Annotated in this window: 20 protein-coding genes; 6 read left to right on the plus strand and 14 right to left on the minus strand. The window is 71.9% G+C overall.

What is annotated here, in order from left to right; translation table 11 throughout:
• Positions 1–1,320 carry a PucR family transcriptional regulator ligand-binding domain-containing protein gene (locus tag ABZX11_RS03745; RefSeq protein WP_354909577.1) on the minus strand — a complete coding sequence of 440 codons (1,320 nt, stop codon included), beginning with the start codon at positions 1,318–1,320 and terminating at the stop codon, positions 1–3.
• A 122-nt stretch (positions 1,321–1,442) separates the two neighbouring features.
• On the opposite strand from ABZX11_RS03745, the gene ABZX11_RS03750 reads away from it, so the two are divergent.
• Genes ABZX11_RS03750 through pucD form a run of 4 tightly spaced genes read left to right on the plus strand, consistent with a single transcriptional unit; the run spans position 1,443 to position 6,368 of the window.
• On the plus strand, positions 1,443–2,315 hold the full coding sequence (locus ABZX11_RS03750) for a xanthine dehydrogenase family protein subunit M (protein ID WP_354909580.1): 873 nt from the start codon (positions 1,443–1,445) through the stop codon (positions 2,313–2,315).
• Positions 2,306–2,773, plus strand: a complete 468-nt coding sequence (locus ABZX11_RS03755; RefSeq protein WP_176172202.1) for a (2Fe-2S)-binding protein — start codon at positions 2,306–2,308, stop codon at positions 2,771–2,773. Before ABZX11_RS03750 ends, ABZX11_RS03755 begins: the two co-directional genes overlap by 10 nt.
• On the plus strand, positions 2,770–4,110 hold the full coding sequence (locus ABZX11_RS03760; protein ID WP_354909582.1) for an 8-oxoguanine deaminase: 1,341 nt from the start codon (positions 2,770–2,772) through the stop codon (positions 4,108–4,110). Before ABZX11_RS03755 ends, ABZX11_RS03760 begins: the two co-directional genes overlap by 4 nt.
• Positions 4,107–6,368, plus strand: coding sequence for a xanthine dehydrogenase subunit D (gene pucD, locus ABZX11_RS03765; protein ID WP_354909584.1), 2,262 nt, complete (start codon positions 4,107–4,109; stop codon positions 6,366–6,368). Before ABZX11_RS03760 ends, pucD begins: the two co-directional genes overlap by 4 nt.
• Here pucD and ABZX11_RS03770 read toward each other — a convergent pair.
• The 6 genes from ABZX11_RS03770 to ABZX11_RS03795 form a co-directional block, all read right to left on the minus strand.
• Positions 6,361–7,914, minus strand: coding sequence for a ricin-type beta-trefoil lectin domain protein (locus tag ABZX11_RS03770; RefSeq protein ID WP_354909586.1), 1,554 nt, complete (start codon positions 7,912–7,914; stop codon positions 6,361–6,363). The genes pucD and ABZX11_RS03770 overlap by 8 nt on opposite strands.
• A gap of 105 nt (positions 7,915–8,019) precedes the next feature.
• Positions 8,020–8,574 (minus strand): TetR/AcrR family transcriptional regulator, encoded by a 555-nt coding sequence (locus ABZX11_RS03775; protein WP_176177872.1) that lies wholly within the window; start codon positions 8,572–8,574, stop codon positions 8,020–8,022.
• A 51-nt stretch (positions 8,575–8,625) separates the two neighbouring features.
• Positions 8,626–9,507 carry a factor-independent urate hydroxylase gene (pucL, locus tag ABZX11_RS03780; protein ID WP_354909588.1) on the minus strand — a complete coding sequence of 294 codons (882 nt, stop codon included), beginning with the start codon at positions 9,505–9,507 and terminating at the stop codon, positions 8,626–8,628.
• 2 nt (positions 9,508–9,509) lie between these two features.
• Positions 9,510–9,827, minus strand: a complete 318-nt coding sequence (gene uraH, locus ABZX11_RS03785) for a hydroxyisourate hydrolase (protein WP_354909590.1) — start codon at positions 9,825–9,827, stop codon at positions 9,510–9,512.
• A complete protein-coding gene (gene uraD, locus ABZX11_RS03790; protein ID WP_354909593.1) occupies positions 9,824–10,282 on the minus strand; it encodes a 2-oxo-4-hydroxy-4-carboxy-5-ureidoimidazoline decarboxylase in 459 nt (152 codons plus the stop codon). The genes uraH and uraD overlap by 4 nt, the downstream gene beginning before the upstream one ends.
• 55 nt (positions 10,283–10,337) lie before the next feature.
• On the minus strand, positions 10,338–10,814 hold the full coding sequence (locus ABZX11_RS03795) for a helix-turn-helix domain-containing protein (protein WP_176172195.1): 477 nt from the start codon (positions 10,812–10,814) through the stop codon (positions 10,338–10,340).
• Positions 10,815–10,943: 129 nt separating this feature from the next.
• Here ABZX11_RS03795 and allB point away from each other — a divergent pair, with 129 nt between their 5' ends.
• On the plus strand, positions 10,944–12,272 hold the full coding sequence (gene allB, locus ABZX11_RS03800; RefSeq protein ID WP_354909595.1) for an allantoinase AllB: 1,329 nt from the start codon (positions 10,944–10,946) through the stop codon (positions 12,270–12,272).
• Positions 12,273–12,284: 12 nt separating this feature from the next.
• Complete coding sequence (gene alc, locus ABZX11_RS03805; protein ID WP_176172193.1) at positions 12,285–13,286, plus strand: allantoicase; 1,002 nt, start codon at positions 12,285–12,287, stop codon at positions 13,284–13,286.
• An 80-nt stretch (positions 13,287–13,366) separates the two neighbouring features.
• Here alc and ABZX11_RS03810 read toward each other — a convergent pair whose 3' ends face one another.
• The 7 genes from ABZX11_RS03810 to ABZX11_RS03840 form a co-directional block, all read right to left on the minus strand.
• Complete coding sequence (locus tag ABZX11_RS03810; protein ID WP_354909597.1) at positions 13,367–13,825, minus strand: hypothetical protein; 459 nt, start codon at positions 13,823–13,825, stop codon at positions 13,367–13,369.
• Positions 13,822–14,346 (minus strand): sigma-70 family RNA polymerase sigma factor, encoded by a 525-nt coding sequence (locus tag ABZX11_RS03815; RefSeq protein ID WP_354909599.1) that lies wholly within the window; start codon positions 14,344–14,346, stop codon positions 13,822–13,824. Before ABZX11_RS03815 ends, ABZX11_RS03810 begins: the two co-directional genes overlap by 4 nt.
• A gap of 129 nt (positions 14,347–14,475) precedes the next feature.
• Complete coding sequence (locus tag ABZX11_RS03820) at positions 14,476–15,498, minus strand: restriction endonuclease (RefSeq protein WP_354909602.1); 1,023 nt, start codon at positions 15,496–15,498, stop codon at positions 14,476–14,478.
• Positions 15,499–15,507: 9 nt separating this feature from the next.
• Positions 15,508–15,681 carry a hypothetical protein gene (locus tag ABZX11_RS03825; RefSeq protein ID WP_176172189.1) on the minus strand — a complete coding sequence of 58 codons (174 nt, stop codon included), beginning with the start codon at positions 15,679–15,681 and terminating at the stop codon, positions 15,508–15,510.
• Between the two features lie 23 nt (positions 15,682–15,704).
• Positions 15,705–16,454 (minus strand): MBL fold metallo-hydrolase, encoded by a 750-nt coding sequence (locus tag ABZX11_RS03830; RefSeq protein WP_176172188.1) that lies wholly within the window; start codon positions 16,452–16,454, stop codon positions 15,705–15,707.
• Positions 16,455–16,489: 35 nt separating this feature from the next.
• On the minus strand, positions 16,490–16,966 hold the full coding sequence (locus ABZX11_RS03835) for a CoA-binding protein (RefSeq protein WP_354909605.1): 477 nt from the start codon (positions 16,964–16,966) through the stop codon (positions 16,490–16,492).
• Complete coding sequence (locus ABZX11_RS03840; RefSeq protein WP_354909608.1) at positions 16,963–18,249, minus strand: O-acetylhomoserine aminocarboxypropyltransferase/cysteine synthase family protein; 1,287 nt, start codon at positions 18,247–18,249, stop codon at positions 16,963–16,965. The genes ABZX11_RS03835 and ABZX11_RS03840 overlap by 4 nt, the downstream gene beginning before the upstream one ends.
• Positions 18,250–18,302 lie beyond the last annotated feature (53 nt).

Raw genomic sequence — 18,302 nt, forward strand, 5'->3', positions numbered from 1 at the left:
TCAATCGCCCGCGCGCAGGGCGAGGTAGACGTCGAGCTGGTCGGTGAACTCCGTCAGGTCCGCGCCGAGCAGCTCCCCCGCCCGCCCGATCCGGTAGCGCAGGGTGTTGACGTGGACGTGCAACGCCTTCGCCGCCCGGGTCGGCGAGCCCGAGCACTCCAGGAACACGCGGACCGTGTGCACCAGGTCCGTGTGCTGCTCCGCGTCGTAGGCCAGCAGCGGCCCGAGCACCCGGCGGCGCAGGGCCGCCCGCAGCCCGTCCGGTGCCCCGGCCAGCAGCAGCTCGTGCACGTCGACCTCGCCGGCCCGGACCACCGCCACCCGGCCGGGGCGGCGCGCCGCCACCTGCACGGCGTACCGCGCGCTCTCCACGGCCTCCTCGCGCGGGCCCGGCTCGCCGACCCCGCACAGGATCCGCTCCGCCCGCAGCAGTGGCTCCACAGTGGACAGCCCGGCCACGGACGGCCGCACCACGGCCGCGTACGCCGTCTCCCCGGCGGTGTCCAGCAGCACCGCCTCCGGCAGCAGCTCGCCCAGTACGTCCCGGCTCTCGTCGCTGCCTTCGGTCCGCAGCGCGACGACGCAGGCGTCCTCGGGCACCGGCACGGCCGGCCGGGAGGCCCGCGCCCGCGTGACCCCGACGAGGCCCGCCACCTCCTCCGCCAGCTCGGCCTGCGCGGTGCTCAGCGGCCCGCCTGCCGCGATCAGCCACGGCACCGCGTGCCGCCCTTCGACCGGGACCACCGTCAGCGGCCCCGGCTCGCGGGCCGCGTACCGGCGGACGACGTCCTCGGCGGGCAGCGGCAGCGGGGCCGTCCCGGCGATCAGCCTGCCCAGGCCCGACAGCACCCAGCAGGGCAGCCCGAGTTCCGCCGAGGCGCGCTCCACGAGCGTCTCGACCGGTGCCTCGGCCGCCGCCTGCAAACGTTTGCGCGCGCTGTCGGACGCGGCGGCCAGCGCCAGCACCACCTGCTCGGTGATCACCGAGAACGACAGGTCGGCGGGCACCTCCAGGAGCGGGATCCGGTGCCGGACGCAGGCGTCGACGACGTCGTCCGGGATGCCGCCCGAGTCGGCGCCGGACGCGGCCAGCGCCGCCGCGCCCGAGCGGGCCAGCGCGGCCACGAACGGCTCGGCGTCGCCCGGCTCGTGCCACCAGAGCAGGCCGGAAAGCACCAGCTCACCGGCCGACAGGTACCGTCCGGGGTCGGACAGCTCCGTGACGTAGATGCGCGTCACCGGCCGGTCGAGCAGGTCGTCGCCGGCCCGCGGGCGCAGCCGCAGCCCGGGCAGGCCCAGCAGAGTTTTCACCGTCGTCATGAGGCTTGTAGGAAAGCACAAAGGCCACCGCGTCCGCTGCTGTGCGTTTCATGCGTGGCGCCGTTGCCGCCCGGCCGTGATCCGTCGTCTACTGGTCTATCGCCCCCACGAAGGAGCAACGAGTGGAGTTCCTGCGTCCCACGACGCTCGCCGAGGCACTGGCGCTCAAGGCCGAGTGGCCCGGCGCGGTGCCGATCGCCGGTGGCACCGACGTGATGGTCGAGCTGAACTTCGACCACCGGCGTCCCGAGGCCCTGCTGGACCTGACCACGGTCGGCGAGCTGGCCGAGTGGTCCACTGTGGACCACTCGGGTGGCACGGTCCGGCTCGGCGCCGGCGTCCCGTACTCCCGGGTCATCACCGAACTGGGTGATTCCGTCCCGGCGCTGGCCATGGCCTCCCGCACGGTCGGGTCCCCGCAGATCCGCAACCGCGGCACGGTCGGCGGCAACCTGGGCGCCGCCTCGCCCGCCGGGGACACCCACCCGGTGCTGCTCGCCCTGGACGCGCAGGTCGAGGTGGCCTCCGTGCGGGGGACCCGCCTCCTCCGCGCGGAGGAGTTCTACGTCGGCGTGAAACGCCACGCGCTGGCCGAGGACGAGCTGATCACCGCCGTTCACCTGCCCGCGCACGCCGGGCCGCAGCAGTTCGCCAAGGTCGGCACCCGCAACGCCATGGTCATCGCGGTCTGCTCCTTTGCGCTGTCGCTGCGGAACGGCCAGGTCGGCGCCGCGATCGGTTCCGCCGCCCCGACCCCGCGCCGGGCCCGGGAGGCCGAGGACTTCCTGGCCGCCGAGCTGCCGTGGACGTCCCCCGAGCCGCTCACGGACTCCTTGAAACGCCGCTTCGGCGAGCTGGTGGCCGCGGCCGCCGCCCCGATCGACGACGTCCGGGGGAGCGCCGCGTATCGGAAGCACGCCCTCGGGGTACTTGCGCGGCGTACGTTGACCTGGGCCTGGGACGAACACCGGACGGGGGAGCGCGCATGCGCCTGAATGTCACGATCAACGGCGAGCCGCGGCAGGCGGACGACGTCTGGGAAGGCGAAAGCCTGCTGTACGTGCTGCGCGAGCGGCTCGGGCTCCCGGGCTCGAAGAACGCCTGTGAGCAGGGCGAATGCGGCTCCTGCACGGTCTACCTCGACGACGTCCCGGTGTGCGCGTGCCTGGTCGCGGCCGGGCAGGCCGAGGGCCGGGTGGTGCGCACGGTCGAGGGGCTGGCCGACGGCGACACCCTCGACCCGGTCCAGCAGTCCTTTGTGGATGCGGGGGCGGTCCAGTGCGGGTTCTGCACGCCGGGCCTGGTCGTCGCCGCCCACGACCTGCTGAACCGCGTGCCCGACCCGAGCGACGAGGAGATCCGCGAGGCGCTGGCCGGCAACCTCTGCCGCTGCACCGGCTACGAGAAGATCCTCGACGCGGTGCGCGGGGCGGCGAAGGGTGGTGCCCGGTGAGGACGCTCATCGCGAACGCGGCCATCGCCACCGTCAGCGGCGAGGAGTACGCGAGCGGGCACGTCGTCGTCGAGAACGACCGGATCTCCGAAGTCGGCGAAGGCGTGTACACCGGCGAGTTCGACGAGCGCGTCGAGGCCGGAGGCTGCCTGGTCACCCCGGGGCTGATCAACACCCACCACCACCTCTACCAGTGGGCGACCCGCGGGATGGCCGCCGACCACACGCTCTTCGAGTGGCTGGTCGCGCTCTACCCGGTCTGGGGCCGCCTCGACGACGAGATCACGCACGCCGCGGGCACCGCCGGGATGGCGCGGCTGGCGCTCACCGGCTGCACCACCGTCGCCGACCACCACTACGTCTTCCCGCGCGACGGCGGCGACCAGGTCGCCGCGCTGGCCGCGGCCCGGCAGCGGATCGGCGTCCGGCTGCACGTCGTGCGCGGGTCGATGGACCGCGGCGAGTCCGACGGCGGCCTGCCGCCGGACAACCTTGTCGAGTCGACCGAGGACGCGCTGACCGGCACCGAAGCGGCGATCGACCGCTTCCACGACGACTCCGCCGGTGCCCACCTGCAGATCGCCGCGGGCCCGTGCTCGCCGTTCTCGGTCACCGAACGGCTGATGTCCGGCGCGGCCGAGCTGGCCCGGCGCAAGGGCGTCCGCCTGCACACCCACCTCGCCGAGACCCTCGACGAGGAGAAGCAGTGCCTGGCCGAGGTCGGCTGCACGCCCGCCGAGTACGCCGACAAGCTGGGCTGGCTCGCCGATGACGTCTGGCTCGCCCACACGATCCACCTGGCGCCCGAGGCGATCCGCCGGTTCGGCGCGACCGGCACCGGCTCGGCGCACTGCCCGACGTCCAACGGCCGCATCGGCGCGGGCATTGCCCCGGTCCGGGACCTGCTCGACGCCGGGGTCCCGGTCGGCCTGGGCGCCGACGGGGCCGCGTCCAACGAATCCGGCGGCCTCGGCGAAGAACTGCACCAGTCGCTGCTGCAGGCCCGCCAGCGCGGCGGCCCGCGCGGGCTGACCACGCGCGAAGCGCTGTGGATGGGCACGATGGGCGGCGCCCGCTGCCTCGGCCGGGCGGCCGACCTCGGGTCGATCGAGCCCGGGAAGCTCGCCGACCTCGCCGTCTGGGACCTGACCGGGCTCAACTACGCCGGCATCACCGACCCGGTCGCGGCGCTGGTGCTCGGCACCACGCCGCCGCTGCGCCGCCTGTTCGTCGGCGGCAAGGCCGTCGTCGAGGACGGCACCCTGCGCGAAGCCGACGAGTCCGGCATCGCCCGCGAGCTGGCCGCCGCGAGCGCCCGGTTGAGGGAGGGCAGATGACCAGCACCACCGCCGTCACGACGGCGACCGCGAACGGCGTCGGCACTTCGCCGCAGCGCCCCGACGGCACGGTGAAGGTCCGCGGCGAGTTCGCCTACTCCTCGGACCTGTGGCACGAGGACATGGTCTGGGGCGTGACGCTGCGCAGCCCGCACCCGTACGCGCGGATCACGTCGATCGACATCGCCGAAGCCCTGGCCGTGCCCGGGGTGTACGCGGTGCTGACGCACGAGGACGTCCCCGGCGTCAACCGCTACGGTCTCGAGCACGCCGACCAGCCGGTGCTCGCCGCCGATGTCGTGCGCTACCAGGGCGAACCGGTGGCGCTGGTCGCCGCCGACCACCCGGAGACCGCGCGCCGCGCGATGAAGCGGATCGCCGTCACCTACGAAGAGCTGTCTCCCGTGACGGACTCCGAAGCGGCTGTCGCGGGCGAAGGGCCTTCGCTGCACGAAGGCGGCAACGTCGTCCGGCACGTGAAGATCCGCCGCGGCCCGCAGGACCTCGCCGCCGACGTCGTCGTCTCCGGCGTCTACGAGGTCGGCATGCAGGACCAGGCCTTCCTGGGCCCGGAGTCCGGGCTCGCCGTGCCGGACACCGAAGGTGGTGTCGACCTGTACGTGGCGACGCAGTGGCTGCACGTCGACCAGCAGCAGATCGTTGCCGCGCTGGGCCTGCCGGCCGAGAAGGTGCGGCTGACCCTCGGCGGCGTCGGCGGGGCGTTCGGCGGCCGCGAGGACCTGTCGATGCAGGTGCACGCCTGCCTGTTGGCCCTGCACACCGGCAAGCCGGTGAAGATGGTCTACAACCGCGAAGAGTCCTTCTACGGGCACGTCCACCGCCACCCGGCGAAGATGTACTACGAGCACGGCGCCACCTCCGACGGCCGCCTGGTCTACGTGCGGACCCGGTTGTTCCTGGACGGCGGCGCGTACGCGTCCTCGACCGGCGCGGTGGTCGCGAACGCCGCCACGCTCGGCGTCGGCCCGTACAAAGTGGACAGTGTGGCGGTCGACTGCTGGGGCACGTACACGAACAACCCGCCGTGCGGCGCCATGCGCGGCTTCGGCGCGGTGCAGGCCGCGTTCGGCTACGAGTCGCAGATGGACAAGCTGGCCGCGGCCTGCGGGGTGGACCCGGTCGAGATCCGCGTCCGCAACGCGATGCGCGAGGGCGACCTGATGCCGACCGGCCAGGTCGTGGACGCGGAAGCGCCGGTCGCGGAGCTGCTGACCCGCGTGCGGGAGATGCCGCTGCCCCCGGAGCGGCCGTTCGACCTGCGGCACATGCCGGGCGGCGTCTCGAACACGACGCACGGCGAAGGCGTCGTCCGCGGCGTCGGGTACGCCGTCGGGATCAAGAACGTCTGCTTCTCCGAGGGCTTCGACGACTATTCGACGGCTCGCGTTCGCCTGCAGCTGGTCGGCGGCGAGCCGGCCGCGACCGTGCACACCGCGGCCTGCGAGGTCGGCCAGGGCCTGGTGACGATCATGCAGCAGATCGTCCGCACCGAGCTCGGCGTCGACCAGGTGACGGTCCTGCCGATGGACACCTCGATCGGCAACGCCGGCTCGACGTCGGCCTCCCGGCAGACCTACGTCACCGGCGGCGCGGTGCAGGCCGCCTGCGGTGCGGTGCGGGCGAAGCTGCTGTCCCGGTTCGACGCGAAAGTGCGCGTGGTCGGCGGCAAGCTCGTCGCGGCCGACGGCCAGGTGCTCGCGGACCTGGTGGACGTACTCGGCGACGACGTCTACGACGAAACGGTCGAGTGGCGGCACCGGCCGACGGCGGCACTGGACCCGGAGACCGGGCAGGGGACCGCGCACGTGCAGTACGCGTTCGCCGCGCACCGGGCGGTCGTCGACGTCGACACCGAGCTGGGCCTGGTCAAGGTGGTCGCGCTGGACTGCGCCCAGGACGTCGGCCGGGCGCTGAACCCGCAGGCCGTGCTCGGCCAGATCCAGGGCGGCTCGGCGCAGGGGCTCGGGCTCGCGGTGATGGAGGAGATCCAGACCTCCGGCGGGAAGATCCGGAACCCCTCCTTCACCGACTACCTGATCCCGACGGTGCTGGACATGCCGCCGATGAGCATCGACGTCCTGGAACGCCCGGACCCGCACGCGCCGTACGGCCTGCGCGGGGTGGGGGAGCCGCCGACGATCTCCTCGACCCCGGCGATCGTGGCCGCGATCCGGGCCGCGACCGGGCTCGCGCTGACCCGCGTCCCGGTGCGGCCGGAGCACCTGACCGCTACCTGAGCTGCCAGTTCTGGTTGGCGTCGTCGTTGCAGGTCCACAGTTCGAGCGGGGTGCCGTTGACGTTGCCGGCGGGCTTGTCGCCGCCGGTGACGTCGACGCACAGCCCGGCCTGGGTGATCGAGCCGTCGGCTTCGAGCTCGAACTTCTGGTTCGCGCCGCCGTGGCAGGTCCAGGGGATGAGCTGGGTCCCGGACGCGCTGGTGCCGCCCTTGGCGTCGAGGCAGCGGCCGTCGGCCTTGAGCTCCCCGGCGCTGGTGAACGTCCAGGCCTGGTGGCTGCCGCCGTCGCAGTCCCGGATGTCGGCCACGCTGTCTTCGATGTTCATGCAGCGCGCCGACGACGCGCCCTGGATCGGCTGGGTGGTGCCGATGCTGGTGCCGGAGCCGGGGCTGACGCGGTAGACGACCGTGCTGTGCGACGGGACGTTCGCGCTGATCGTGCCGTCGCTGGTGGTCAGCTCCTTCGACCACAGGTTGCTCAGCCGGTAGCTCCCCGCCGCGGGCAGCCCGGCCGCGGCGGCCGTCGTCGAGATGGTCTTCGTGGTGCTGTTTTCGTTGAACAGCACCACGGCGACGGCACCGTCCTGGAGGGGTTTCGCGAGGACGTCCTGCCCGTCCCCGGTGGCGATCCGCCGCGCCTGCTTGCCCAGCGGGTCCTGGTCGATGGCGATGACGTCCGGGTTGAGGTAGGTCGAGAAGGTGGCGACGCTCGCCGAGCGCAGGTCGGCGCCGGCGATGAGCGGCGCCGCCATCGCCGCCCAGAGCGTGAAGTGCGCGCGGTCCTCCTGGAAGTCCATGCCGTCGCCGACCTCGAGCATGTCGGGGTCGTTCCACGCTCCCGGTTTCGCGGCCGCGTCGAGCCCGACGTTCTGCCGGTAGATGCCGTCGATGCTGCCCCAGTTGTTGGTGATGTCGCCGGTGGTGCGCCACAGGTTGCCGACGTCGGCGGCCCAGGTCGCGGGGTCGAAGTAGCCCCATTCGCAGATGCTGTAAGTGATCGGGCGGCCGGTGGCCTGCAGCGCGTCGCGCATCGCCGAGTAGCGGCGGACGTAGTCCTGCTGGGTGCTGCTGTCGTTGTGGCAGTTGTCGTACTTGAGGTAGTCGACGCCCCAGTTCGCGAAGAGGGTGGCGTCGGCCTGTTCGTGCCCGAGGCTGCCGGGGTAGCCCTGGCAGGTCATCGTGCCGGCGTCTTCGTAGATCCCGAACTTCATCCCGCGGGCGTGGATGTAGTCGCCGAGCGCCTTGAGGCCGCTGGGGAACTTCGCGGGATCGGCGACGAGGTTGCCGCTGCCGTCACGGGACCAGGTCATCCAGCAGTCGTCGAGGTTGACGTAGGTGTAGCCGCGGTCGCGCAGCCCGGAGCTGACCATCAGGTCCGTGGTCTGCTTGACGAGGGTCTCGTTGATGCTGCATTCGAAGGTGTTCCAGGTGTTCCAGCCCATCGGCGGGGTGCGGGCGAGGCCGTTCTCGAGGGCTTCGGCGGGGCTCGTGGTCGCGAGGGTGGCGGCGAGGGCGATGACAGCGGTGACGACGGCGGCACGGCGCATGGCGGCTCCAACCGGACGACGGTGTGAGGCAGGAGGACTAGACCATTACGCTGTTGGTTGCTGCGCGGTCAAGCGCCATGTTGGTGACTTGTGTTCAATTCCCGACTAAAGTTGTGCGCTTTCGAGCCGTCGAGCCACGTCGACGGTCGCGGCCCCGGCCACGGCCATGGCTTCGGTGTCCCGCAACGAGCGGCAGAGGACGAAGGCGCCTTCGAGGTTGTTGACCGCGGTGATGGTGAGGGTCCGGGCGGCTTCCCGGGACAGTCCGAACTTCGCGAACCTCTCGGTCCCGGCGTCGATCCAGGCGGTGAAGACCTCGGCGGTGGCCTGCCGGAGCGGCTCGTTGGTGGCGGCGACCTCGAGCGCGACGGTCGCGATGGGGCAGCCCTCGACGTAGTCGGTGGCTCGGAGAGTGGCGATCCCGGCGGCGAAGAAGGCTTCGATGCCGCTGACGAGGTCCTCGGCCGGGGCGATGAAGAGGTCGAAAAGAGCGATGTAGGCGAGCCCGGAGGTCCGGATGACCTCGGCGCCGAGCTGTTCCTTGCCGCCGGGGAAGAAGTGGTAGAGGGACCCGAAGGGCGCGTTGGCCTCGGTGACGATCTGCTTCAGGCCGGTGCCGGCGTACCCGTTGCGCCGGAAGAGTTCCGCGCCGGCGGCCATGATGCGTTCCTTGGTCCCTGCCACCCCTCGATGATAGATCGTTCTATCAACTCAGTGGATGTCCCAGGCCGGGCCCGAGTCCTCGGCGTCGTCCCGCAGGACCGTGCCCTCGATCAGCCCGTACGGCCGGTCCGCCGCGTAGAACACCTCGTTGTCGTTCTTCAGCCCGAACGGGCTCAGGTCGACCAGGAAGTGGTGCTTGTTCGGCAGCGACAACCGCACTTCGGCGACCTCTTCGCGCGCCTTCAGCACCGCTTCGCCCATCGCGTACAGCGTCTGCTGCAGCGAAAGGCTGTGCTTCGTCGCGAACGTCTCCAGCAGCAGCCGCCGGATCTCGCCGTGCGAAGCCGCCCAGTCGATGTCGGTGCCCTGGTAGCGCCACCGGGCCGTGACCGCCGTGGCCAGGATGCGATCGGTCGTCTCCGCCAGCGTCGTGTACTGGTCGCGGGGGAAGCCGTGGAACTCCGAGCCCGTCGACTTCAGCAGCGTCAAGCCGTCGATGCCGGACACGACCCAGGCGCGGTCGCCCTGGACCGTCACCGCCGTCGTGCGGCGCTCGTCGCCGGACCGGCTGAACGCGTGGTCGTGCGGCTCGCCGCCGACCGGGATCCGGTCCCAGCCGTGCTCGTCGAGCTTGACGCGCGCACCCGTGATGTTCTCCTGCGTGCCGACGAAGTGGCGGGCCAGGCGCAGGCCGAAGTCCTCGATCTCGCCGACCGGCGCCTCCTTCGCGAAGGCGTACACGGTGTTCTTCTGCGTGTCGGTCGCCAGCACGCCGGCGTTGTCGCCGGTCAGGTGCGTCGCAGCCAGCTCGCCGCGCAGGGACGTCGACACCGTCAGGTCCTTCAGGTGGTGCACCGGGCCGTCGCGGCGCACCGTGACCAGGCGGACCTCCGCCTTGCCGTACTGGTTGGGGCCCAGGGTGATGGCCACGGTCAGCTCCCTCGGTAGGTCGAATAGGCGAACGGGCTCAGCAGGAGCGGCACGTGGTGGTGCGCCGCGGGATCGGTGATCCGGAAGGTCAGCGCCACTTCCGGGAAGAACGCGTCCGGGCCGAGGTAGGCGCCGGTGTCGAAGACCAGGCGGTAGACGCCCGGGGCCAGGGAATCCGGGCCGAGGTCGCGGATGCGGCCGTCGTCGTCGGTGCGGCCCTCGGCGATCGGCTCGCCGTCGGCGGTCTCGAAGCGGACGGCGATGCCCTTCGCCGGGCGCCCGGCCGCCGTGTCGAGGACGTGGGTGGTCACCAGGCTCACGCCGTCACCGCCTTGGCCAGCCGCAGCGAGGCGATCTTCACCAGTTCCCGGCCGGCGATGGCCAGCTCGGTCGCCGGGTCGTTGCCCAGCCGTTCACGCAGGATCTTCAGCAGCTCGTCGCCGCTGCGGCCGCTCGCGCAGACCAGGTAGACGTGCCCGAACTTGGCTTCGTACTCGGCGTTCGCCGCGGTGAACGCGTCCGCATTGTCCACACCGGACTGTTCGGACCTCGCCCAGCCGCCCGCCGGTTTCTCGCCGATCCGCGGGTGCGCGGCCATCGCCTGCCGGATCTCGTCGCTGCTCAGCGGCAGGTCGGCCGCGGCCTGCAGCGCGTCGAGGTCGGCGTACGGGCGCCCGGCCAGCACGGCGTCGGCCCACCGGGGCACGGCGAGGCACTCCGTCAGCAGCGGGCGGACGTCGGTGGTGTCGGCGGTGTTGAACTCGGTGAGCAGCACGGGCTGACCGTACGTCGGCGCCGCACTTCCGTCAACATTTTGTTGAAAGCGCTGGTCAGTCGGCTTCCCGGTTGAGGTAGTTGTAGACGGTGAACCGCGTGACACCCAGCGCGTCGGCCACCGACGAGACGGATTTCCGCAGCCCGAAGGCGCCCCGCTCGCGCAGCAGCCGCACCGCGCGCTGCTTGCCCGCGCGGTCGAGTTCGCCCAGCTTGGCGCCCAGTTCCCGCTCGACGTCGGCGATCAGCCGGGCCAGCGCGTCGTTGAGTTCGACGACGGGCGGGCTGCCCGGGTCGTCGGCCCGGCGCAGCTGCAGCGTGACCCGCGTGGCGCCGCCTTCCAGCGCGGCCTTCGCGATCGCCGGGAGGGCTTCGAGCAGCTCCTTCGCCTCGCCGCGGGCGAGCGTGCCGAGCGGGCCGAAATCGGTGTCCAGCCCGGCTTCCGTCGCGGCGTCGCGGGCGGCGACGGCGTGCTCGGGCGGTGAACCCTCGCCGAGGAACGGTTCGCTGGTGAACTCCGCTTCAAGCCGCACGAAGATGACCGTAACGCGTGGCCTCTGTCGTTGACGAGCGGCGCGCGCCGTGGTTACTGTCGTTGTGCGAAACCGCCTTTCCGTTCTGTGAAATCGGCGGTGGTCATCCTCCCGCAGAAGGGCTTTCGGATGGATCTTGTGGTGCGTGCTGCCCGGGCCGTGACGGCCGAGGGCGAGGTCCCGGCGACCGTCGGCGTCGAGGGCGGCCGGATCGTCGCGGTCGAACCCGCCGGCGCGGCGCTGGCCGGCGACCGCGTCCTCGACCTCGGTGACGACGTCGTGCTGCTGCCGGGGCTGGTCGACACGCACGTCCACGTCAACGACCCCGGCCGCGCCGAGTGGGAGGGCTTCGAGACGGCGACCCGCGCGGCCGCCGCGGGCGGGGTGACCACGATCGTGGACATGCCGCTGAACAGCCTGCCGCCGACCGTCGACGTCGCGGCCCTGGAGGTCAAGCGCAAGGCGGCGGCCGGGCGGGTGCACGTCGACGTCGGCTTCTGGGGTGGCGCGATCCCGGGCAACGCCGGTGATCTGCGCGGCCTGCACGACGCCGGGGTGTTCGGCTTCAAGTGCTTCCTGCTGCACTCCGGCGTCGACGAGTTCCCGCCGCTCGACCCGGCCGGGCTGGACGAAGCCCTGGGGGAGCTGAGTTCCTTCGACGCGCTGATGATCGTCCACGCCGAAGACGCGCACGAGATCGATTCGGCGCCGGAACCGCACGGCGGTCGCTATGTCGACTTCCTGCACTCGCGGCCCCGGCAGGCGGAGAACCTCGCGATCTCGCACGTCATCGAGGCGGCCCGGCGCCATTCCGCGCGGGCCCACATCCTGCACCTGTCCTCTTCGGACGCCCTGCCGCTGATCGCCGCGGCCCGCCGCGACGGCGTCCTGCTGTCGGCGGAGACCTGCCCGCACTACCTCAGCTTCGTCGCCGAGGAGATCCGCGACGGCGCCACGCAGTTCAAGTGCTGCCCGCCGATCCGCGAGGCGGCCAACCGCGAGCTGCTCTGGCAGGGCCTCGCCGACGGCGTCATCGACACGATCGTCAGCGACCACTCGCCGTGCACGCCGGAGCTGAAGCGCTTCGACAGCGGCGACTTCGGCCAGGCGTGGGGCGGGATTTCCAGCCTGCAGCTGGGGTTGCCGGCGATCTGGACGCAGGCGCGGCAGCGCGGCTTCGCGCTCACCGACGTCGTGCGGTGGATGGCCGAGCGCCCGGCCGCGCAGGCCGGGATGCGCCGCAAGGGGCACCTGGCGGTCGGCTACGACGCCGACTTCTGCGTGTTCGCGCCGGAGGAGGCGTTCGTCGTCGACGTCGCGAAACTGAAGCACCGCAACCCGGTCAGCGCCTACGACCGGCGGCCGCTCGCCGGCGTCGTCCGCTCGACCTGGCTGCGGGGCACCGAAATCACCGGCGACGAGCCGCGCGGCGCGCTGCTGACCCGCGGGAACTGCTGAAAGGGAGGCTCTGTGACCGACCGTCCGGAGTGGACAGAACTGCCCGACCTCGCGTCCCGCCGCTTCGGCGGCACGGTGATGTGGGCGACCGACGAGCTGTTCGCCGAGAAGGAGAACCTGGTCAACCCGTGGGTGCCGGCGCACCGCGCGGAGACGTTCGGGCCCAAGGGCCAGGTCTACGACGGCTGGGAGACCCGCCGCCACCGCGAACCGGGTGACGACCAGGCGATCATCCGGCTCGGCCTGGCCGGCACGATCACCGGCGTCATCGTCGACACGGCGTTCTTCAAGGGCAACTACCCGCCGTTCGTCTCGGTCGAGGCGACGTCGCTCCCGGGCTACCCGTCGGCGGCGGAGGTGGCGGCGGCCGAGTGGGACGTCCTGGTCGACCGCGCCCCGGCTTCGGGCCACACGGAGAACTTCTACGCGGTCAACGGTTCCCGGCGCTACACGCACGTCCGGCTGACCCAGCACCCGGACGGGGGAGTGGCCCGCCTGCGCGTGCACGGCGCGCCGATCCCGGACCCGGCGCTGCTCGACCTGGACGCGCTGGACCTGGCGGCGCTGGAGAACGGCGCGGTCGTGACGGGCTGCAGCAACCGGTTCTACTCGTCGCCGAACAACATCCTGTCGCCGGGCCTGGCCGCCCACCAGGCGGAGGGCTGGGAGACGGCCCGCCGCCGCGACGACGGCAACGACTGGGTGACCCTGCGGCTCGCGGGCGCCGGGATCGTCCGGTTCGTCGAGCTGGACACGAGCAACCTGAAGGGCAACGCGCCGGGCTGGGCCTCGGTGAGCGGCCGCGAGACGTATGGGGAGTGGGTGCCGTTGCTGCCGAAGACGCGCCTGCAGCCGGACACCCGCCACCGCTTCGCGCTCCCGGACGGCCCGGAGGTGACGGAGGCCCGCCTCGACATCTACCCGGACGGCGGGTTGGCTCGGCTGCGCCTGTTCGGCCGGCTCACGGAGGCGGGCCGGACGAACCTGAAGGCGAGGTTCGCGAAGACGCGCTAGCACTCTGTCCGTGAACGTTGGCCGGTTCGGTGACACGCCGGCCAGCTGCACGCGCGTCGCCGGGATCGGCGTGCCACCGGCTATTCCGGACGCCGGCTCAGCTGCTCCCGGCGCCGGAGGAGCGCTGCCCGATTGCGGCGAGCGGCGCGCAGCCCCACCACCGCGACGCCGCCGAGCACGAGCACCACCAGAAGGAGTTCAGGCTCGACGCGGTGCCGCAAGGTCGTGATGACCAGCGCGCCGACAGTGAACAACAGCCAGGCCACGATCCCCAGCCAGGCGGCGACCACGCGGTCGCGGGCGAACAGCGGGGCCCGGCGCGTCACCGCCCAAGTGCCGAACGTCGCCCAGCCCACCCCGATCGCCACGAGCAGGGCGAACGCGACCTTGGTGCGCGGGGGAAGCCCCGGCTCGGTGGCCCACAACAGCCCGACCACGCCGCTGCCCAGCAGCCCCGCCAGTGCCACGATCACGTAACCCACCCGTCGCCGCAGCGACAGCGGCTGCTCGAGCCGCTCGACCACCTCTTCCGGCGTCATGCCTCGTACTCCTTCCGAGTCAATTCGTCCCGCAGCAGCCTCCGGGCCCGGTTGAGCCGCGACTTCACCGTGCCGACCGGCACGCTGCAGATCTGGGCACACACCTCCAGGGAGAGGTCCTCGAGGTAGAACAGCAGCAACACCTCGCGTTCCCGGACCGGCAGCGCGCCCAAAGCGTCGGCGAGCACCTCCCGGTCAGCGAGCGCGTCGACCTCGGCCGGGCCGGACGGCTCCTCCGGCGCGTCGGGCTCGGCTGCGGTTTGGCCGTAGGCGTCACGCAGCCTGTTCGTCACGGCGCGGCGGGCGATGGTGAACAACCACGGCGGGAACCGTTCGGGCTGCCGCAGTCTGGGGAGGCCCTTGAACACCGCCAGCCACACTTCCTGCACGACGTCGTCGTCCGGGCCGGCGAGCATCCGCCGGACGTAGCGTTCGACTGTCCCGTGCCAGCGGTGCACCAGCTCGGAGAACGCGTCGCGCTCGCCCAGCTGGCACCGCACGATCAGCAGTTCATCGCTCATCTGCCCTCCTTCCCATGTTCAGTCGGGGAGGACACGCGAAAGGTTCACGGCGGTGCATGACGAGTCGCAGGAGCCGTCTCGCGGCACCCGCCGGGTGTGGCGCTGCACCGAACCGGTGATCGCGGGCAGCTAGCTCACGGTCCGGTCGACGACGTAGACCGGCCGCAGCGGAAGAAGCCGCTTGTACTCGAGGCTGAACTTCTCGTAGTGCTCGAAGATCAGCTTGACCAGCTGCCTGCCGTTGATCAGCCGGAGGTTCTGGCGGTGCCGTTCTTCGTGCTGCGCGTCGGCGGAGTAGCTGCCCAACGTGACGAACAGGCCGAGTTCGGATCCGCCGGCGGCCAGCGCCCCGGTCAGCTGCTGCACCTCCGGGCGGCCGATCGACGAGGTCGTGCGCTTGCACTGGACCTTGATGATCGGCGGCTTCAGCAGGAGCGGGTCGTGCGACGCGATCACGTCGTAGCCGCCGTCGCGTGACGGGCTGGTCACTTCCGTCCGGTACCCCATCGCGCCGAGCAGGTGCGCGACGAAGTGCTCGAATTCGACGCCTTCCAGCTCCTTCATCAGCGTGTCGATGACGAAGTCGTGGGTGTAGGTCTCGATCCGTTCGGCATCCGGCTGCTCGGCCGCTTCGTCGGCGGCGGCTTCCGGTTCGGCCCCGGCCGCGGCGGAAGCCGCCGACGCCGGCAGGCCCTGCAGGAAGTCGAGGAACTCCTGCCGGTGCCGCTTGACCTGGAAAACCGTGACGGCCGAGCCGATCTCGTAGCGAGCGCTCTGCGAGAAGGTCGTCCGGGGAACGCCGGTTCGCAGCCACTCGACCGGTCGACGGCTCGCGTGGAGGGAGGCGCCGGCCTGGAAGTGGTAGTCACCCGTGATGCGGCCGAAGTTGACGGTGCTGTCCGGTTTGTAGGGGTAGATCACCAGGTCGCCGACCTGCATCCGGTGCCGGAACGACAGCAGCGTCCCGGCGGTGACCGGGACGGCTCCCGGTTTCAGGTCCGGGAGCCCGCGGGCGACACGGTCCTTGGCTTCTTCGCGGTCGTCCTTCAGATCCGAGAGGTCACCGAGGTCGTCCCAGCCGATCGAGACGAACCCGTTCCCGACCAGGTCCAGCTGCGGCTGGTCGTTGTGGACACCCCAGATCGTCGCCATGGCGCAGCGTCAGTTCGCGCCGGGGCGGTTGAGGTAGGCGGAGGCGAGCGACAGGACGCAGGCACAGCCGACGAGGGCGCTCACCCACCAGGGCAGCCCAACCACGACGCTCCAGACGAAACCCGCCGCCGCGAGGACGGCGACGAGGATGTTCCGGAACTGCAGCGGAGTCGGCTTGGCCATGCCGCCACCCTCTCACGGCGCCGTCAGGCTTCCGCGTGCTGCCCCGGCTCCAGCAGCACGAGCCGGTCCGCCAGCCCGGCCGCCTCGAACGCCTCCCGCAGCACGTCCGGCCCTTCGCTGAAGTGCCCCCAGCCGCGGAAGTGCAGCGGAACCACCTTCGCCGCGTCCAGCACCTTCGCCGCCTCGGCTGCGTCAACGCTGGTCAGCGTCAGAGGCGCGCCGTCGAACAGCGGTGTCCGGGCCGCCCCGGCGAACAGCACGGCGATGTCCACCCGGAACCGCCCCGCGATCTCCCGCACCACGTCGACCGACGCGTTGTCCCCGCTCACGTACACCGTCGGCAACCCGTCGCCGGTCAGCACGAACCCGGTCACATCTCCGGTGACCGCCGAAGCCCCTTCGGGCCCGTGCAGCGCCGGCACCGCCGTCACCGTCAGCGGGCCCACCTGCGTCGACTCCCACGGCTCCAGCCCATGGGCCGTTCCGCCGAGCCGCGAAGCCCCGCTCGGCGTGATCAGCGTCAACGGCACCGTCGCCAGGTACGCGCGGCCGCGGTCGTCCAGGTTGTCCGGGTGCTGGTCGTGCGACAGCAGGACGGCGTCCACCACCCCGATCGCGTCTTCGGTCAGCACCGAATCCTCGGTCTTGACCAGCACGCGCGCACCGCTCGGGTGGTCGCCGGGCGGGTCGAAGGTCGGGTCGGTGAGCAGCCGGACGCCGCCGAGTTCCAGGAGGGCGGTCGGGCCGCCGGAGAACGTGATCCCCAAAGTCATATCGTGCGCAACCGCGGGAACGGCCGTTCTCTTCCCTACGGCGCCGACGGCCGCCGCGAGCTGATCACGCCCGTGTTGAACCCGGCCAGGTGCAGCCCGCCGGCGAACCGCGCGTGCTCGATCTTCACGCACCGGTTCATCACGACGTCCAGCCCGGCCGCCCGCGCCCGGTCGGCCACCGGCTCGTGCCACAACCCGAGCTGCAGCCACAGCGTCCGGGCGCCGGCGTCGATGACCTCCTCGGCGACCTGGGGCAGGTCGTCGTGCTTGCGGAACACGCTGACCAGGTCCGGCTCGCCCGGGAGGTCCTTCAACGACGCGTACACCGGCTTCCCGAACAACGTGTCCAGGCGCGGGTTGACGAAGTTGACCTCGTACCGCGTCGACGAGAGCAGGTAGGTGGCGACGAAGTAGCTCGGCCGGGCCGGGTTGGCCGACGCGCCGACCAGCGTCACCGACTTCGTCCTGGTCAGGATCGCGCGCCGCTCGACGGCACGCACGTCGTGGGTCATCCGGCCACCGCCTTGCCCAGCGCCTGATCGAGGTCCCAGAGGATGTCCTCGACGTCCTCCAGCCCGACCGACAGCCGGATCAGGTCGGGCCCGACCCCCGCGGCGGCGAGCTGCTCTTCCGACAGCTGCGCGTGCGTGGTCGACGCCGGGTGGATGACGAGCGTCCGCGCGTCCCCGACGTTCGCCAGGTGCGACAGCAGCTCCACCGACTCGACGAACTTCTCGCCCGCGGCCCGGCCGCCGTCGATGCCGAAGGAGAACACCGCGCCCGGCCCGGACGGCAGGTAACGACGGGCCAGGTCGTGGTGCGGGTGCGACGGCAGCCCGGCGTAGGACACCCAGGCCACGCGCGGGTCGGCTTCGAGGTGCTCGGCGACCGTCCTGGCGTTGGCGACGTGGGCGTCCATCCGCTGCGGCAGCGTCTCGACCCCTTGCAGCAGCAGGAAAGCCGAGTGCGGCGACAGCACCGCGCCGATGTCCCGCAGCTGCTCGGCGCGCAGCCGGGTGCAGAACGCGTACTCGCCGAAGTTCTCCCAGTAGCGCAGGCCGCCGTAGCTGTCGACGGTCTCGGTCATCCGCGGGAACTTCCCGTTGCCCCAGTCGAACTTCCCGGATTCGACGACGATCCCGCCGAGCGTCGTCCCGTGGCCGCCGAGGAACTTCGTGGCCGAGTGCAGCACGATGTCCGCGCCGTGCTCGATCGGGCGGCACAGGTACGGCGTGGCCAGCGTCGCGTCGACGACCAGCGGGAGGTCGTGGGCGTGCGCGAGGTCGGCCAGCGCGGCGAGGTCGGCGATGCCGCCGCCGGGGTTGCCGATCACCTCGGTGTAGAGCAGCCGCGTCCGGTCGGTGATCGCGGCGGCGTAGTCGTCGATCCCGCCGCTGACGAAGGTGGTCTCGACGCCGAAGCGCCGGAGCGTGCCGGTGAGCTGGGTGACGGTCCCGCCGTAGAGCCCACCGGCGGAGACGATGTGGTCGCCGGCCTCGGTGAGCGAGCTGAAGGTGAGGAACTCGGCGGCCTGCCCGCTCGCGGCGGCCACCCCGCCGATGGCCCCTTCGAGGCTGGCGATCCGCTCCTCGAAGGCGGCGACGGTCGGGTTCCCGATCCGGCTGTAGATATTGCCGTACTTCTGCAGCGCGAAGAGGTTCGCGGCGTCGGCGGCGTCTTCGAAGACGAAGCTCGTGGTCTGGTAGATCGGCACGGCCCGCGCCCCGGTCGCCGGATCGGGCGTACCGCCCGCGTGCAGGGCGCGGGTGCGGAAGCCCCAGCTGCGTTCACTCATCGCAGCCCACGGTAACCGCAGCATCCCCCGGATGACACGCCCTCCCAGGCCGT

Source organism: Amycolatopsis sp. NPDC004169 (assembly GCF_040610315.1).
Classification (GTDB): domain Bacteria; phylum Actinomycetota; class Actinomycetes; order Mycobacteriales; family Pseudonocardiaceae; genus Amycolatopsis.

Coding starts and splice junctions, on each gene's coding strand:
- ABZX11_RS03810 (WP_354909597.1), bottom strand. CDS start 13,825: ATGACGCCGGAAGAGGTGGTCGAGCGGCTCGAGCAGCCGCTGTCGCTG.
- ABZX11_RS03755 (WP_176172202.1), top strand. CDS start 2,306: ATGCGCCTGAATGTCACGATCAACGGCGAGCCGCGGCAGGCGGACGAC.
- ABZX11_RS03820 (WP_354909602.1), bottom strand. CDS start 15,498: ATGGCGACGATCTGGGGTGTCCACAACGACCAGCCGCAGCTGGACCTG.
- ABZX11_RS03830 (WP_176172188.1), bottom strand. CDS start 16,454: ATGACTTTGGGGATCACGTTCTCCGGCGGCCCGACCGCCCTCCTGGAA.
- allB (WP_354909595.1), top strand. CDS start 10,944: ATGGATCTTGTGGTGCGTGCTGCCCGGGCCGTGACGGCCGAGGGCGAG.
- ABZX11_RS03825 (WP_176172189.1), bottom strand. CDS start 15,681: ATGGCCAAGCCGACTCCGCTGCAGTTCCGGAACATCCTCGTCGCCGTC.
- ABZX11_RS03745 (WP_354909577.1), bottom strand. CDS start 1,320: ATGACGACGGTGAAAACTCTGCTGGGCCTGCCCGGGCTGCGGCTGCGC.
- pucD (WP_354909584.1), top strand. CDS start 4,107: ATGACCAGCACCACCGCCGTCACGACGGCGACCGCGAACGGCGTCGGC.
- ABZX11_RS03775 (WP_176177872.1), bottom strand. CDS start 8,574: ATGGCCGCCGGCGCGGAACTCTTCCGGCGCAACGGGTACGCCGGCACC.
- ABZX11_RS03835 (WP_354909605.1), bottom strand. CDS start 16,966: ATGACCCACGACGTGCGTGCCGTCGAGCGGCGCGCGATCCTGACCAGG.
- ABZX11_RS03770 (WP_354909586.1), bottom strand. CDS start 7,914: ATGCGCCGTGCCGCCGTCGTCACCGCTGTCATCGCCCTCGCCGCCACC.
- ABZX11_RS03815 (WP_354909599.1), bottom strand. CDS start 14,346: ATGAGCGATGAACTGCTGATCGTGCGGTGCCAGCTGGGCGAGCGCGAC.
- ABZX11_RS03840 (WP_354909608.1), bottom strand. CDS start 18,249: ATGAGTGAACGCAGCTGGGGCTTCCGCACCCGCGCCCTGCACGCGGGC.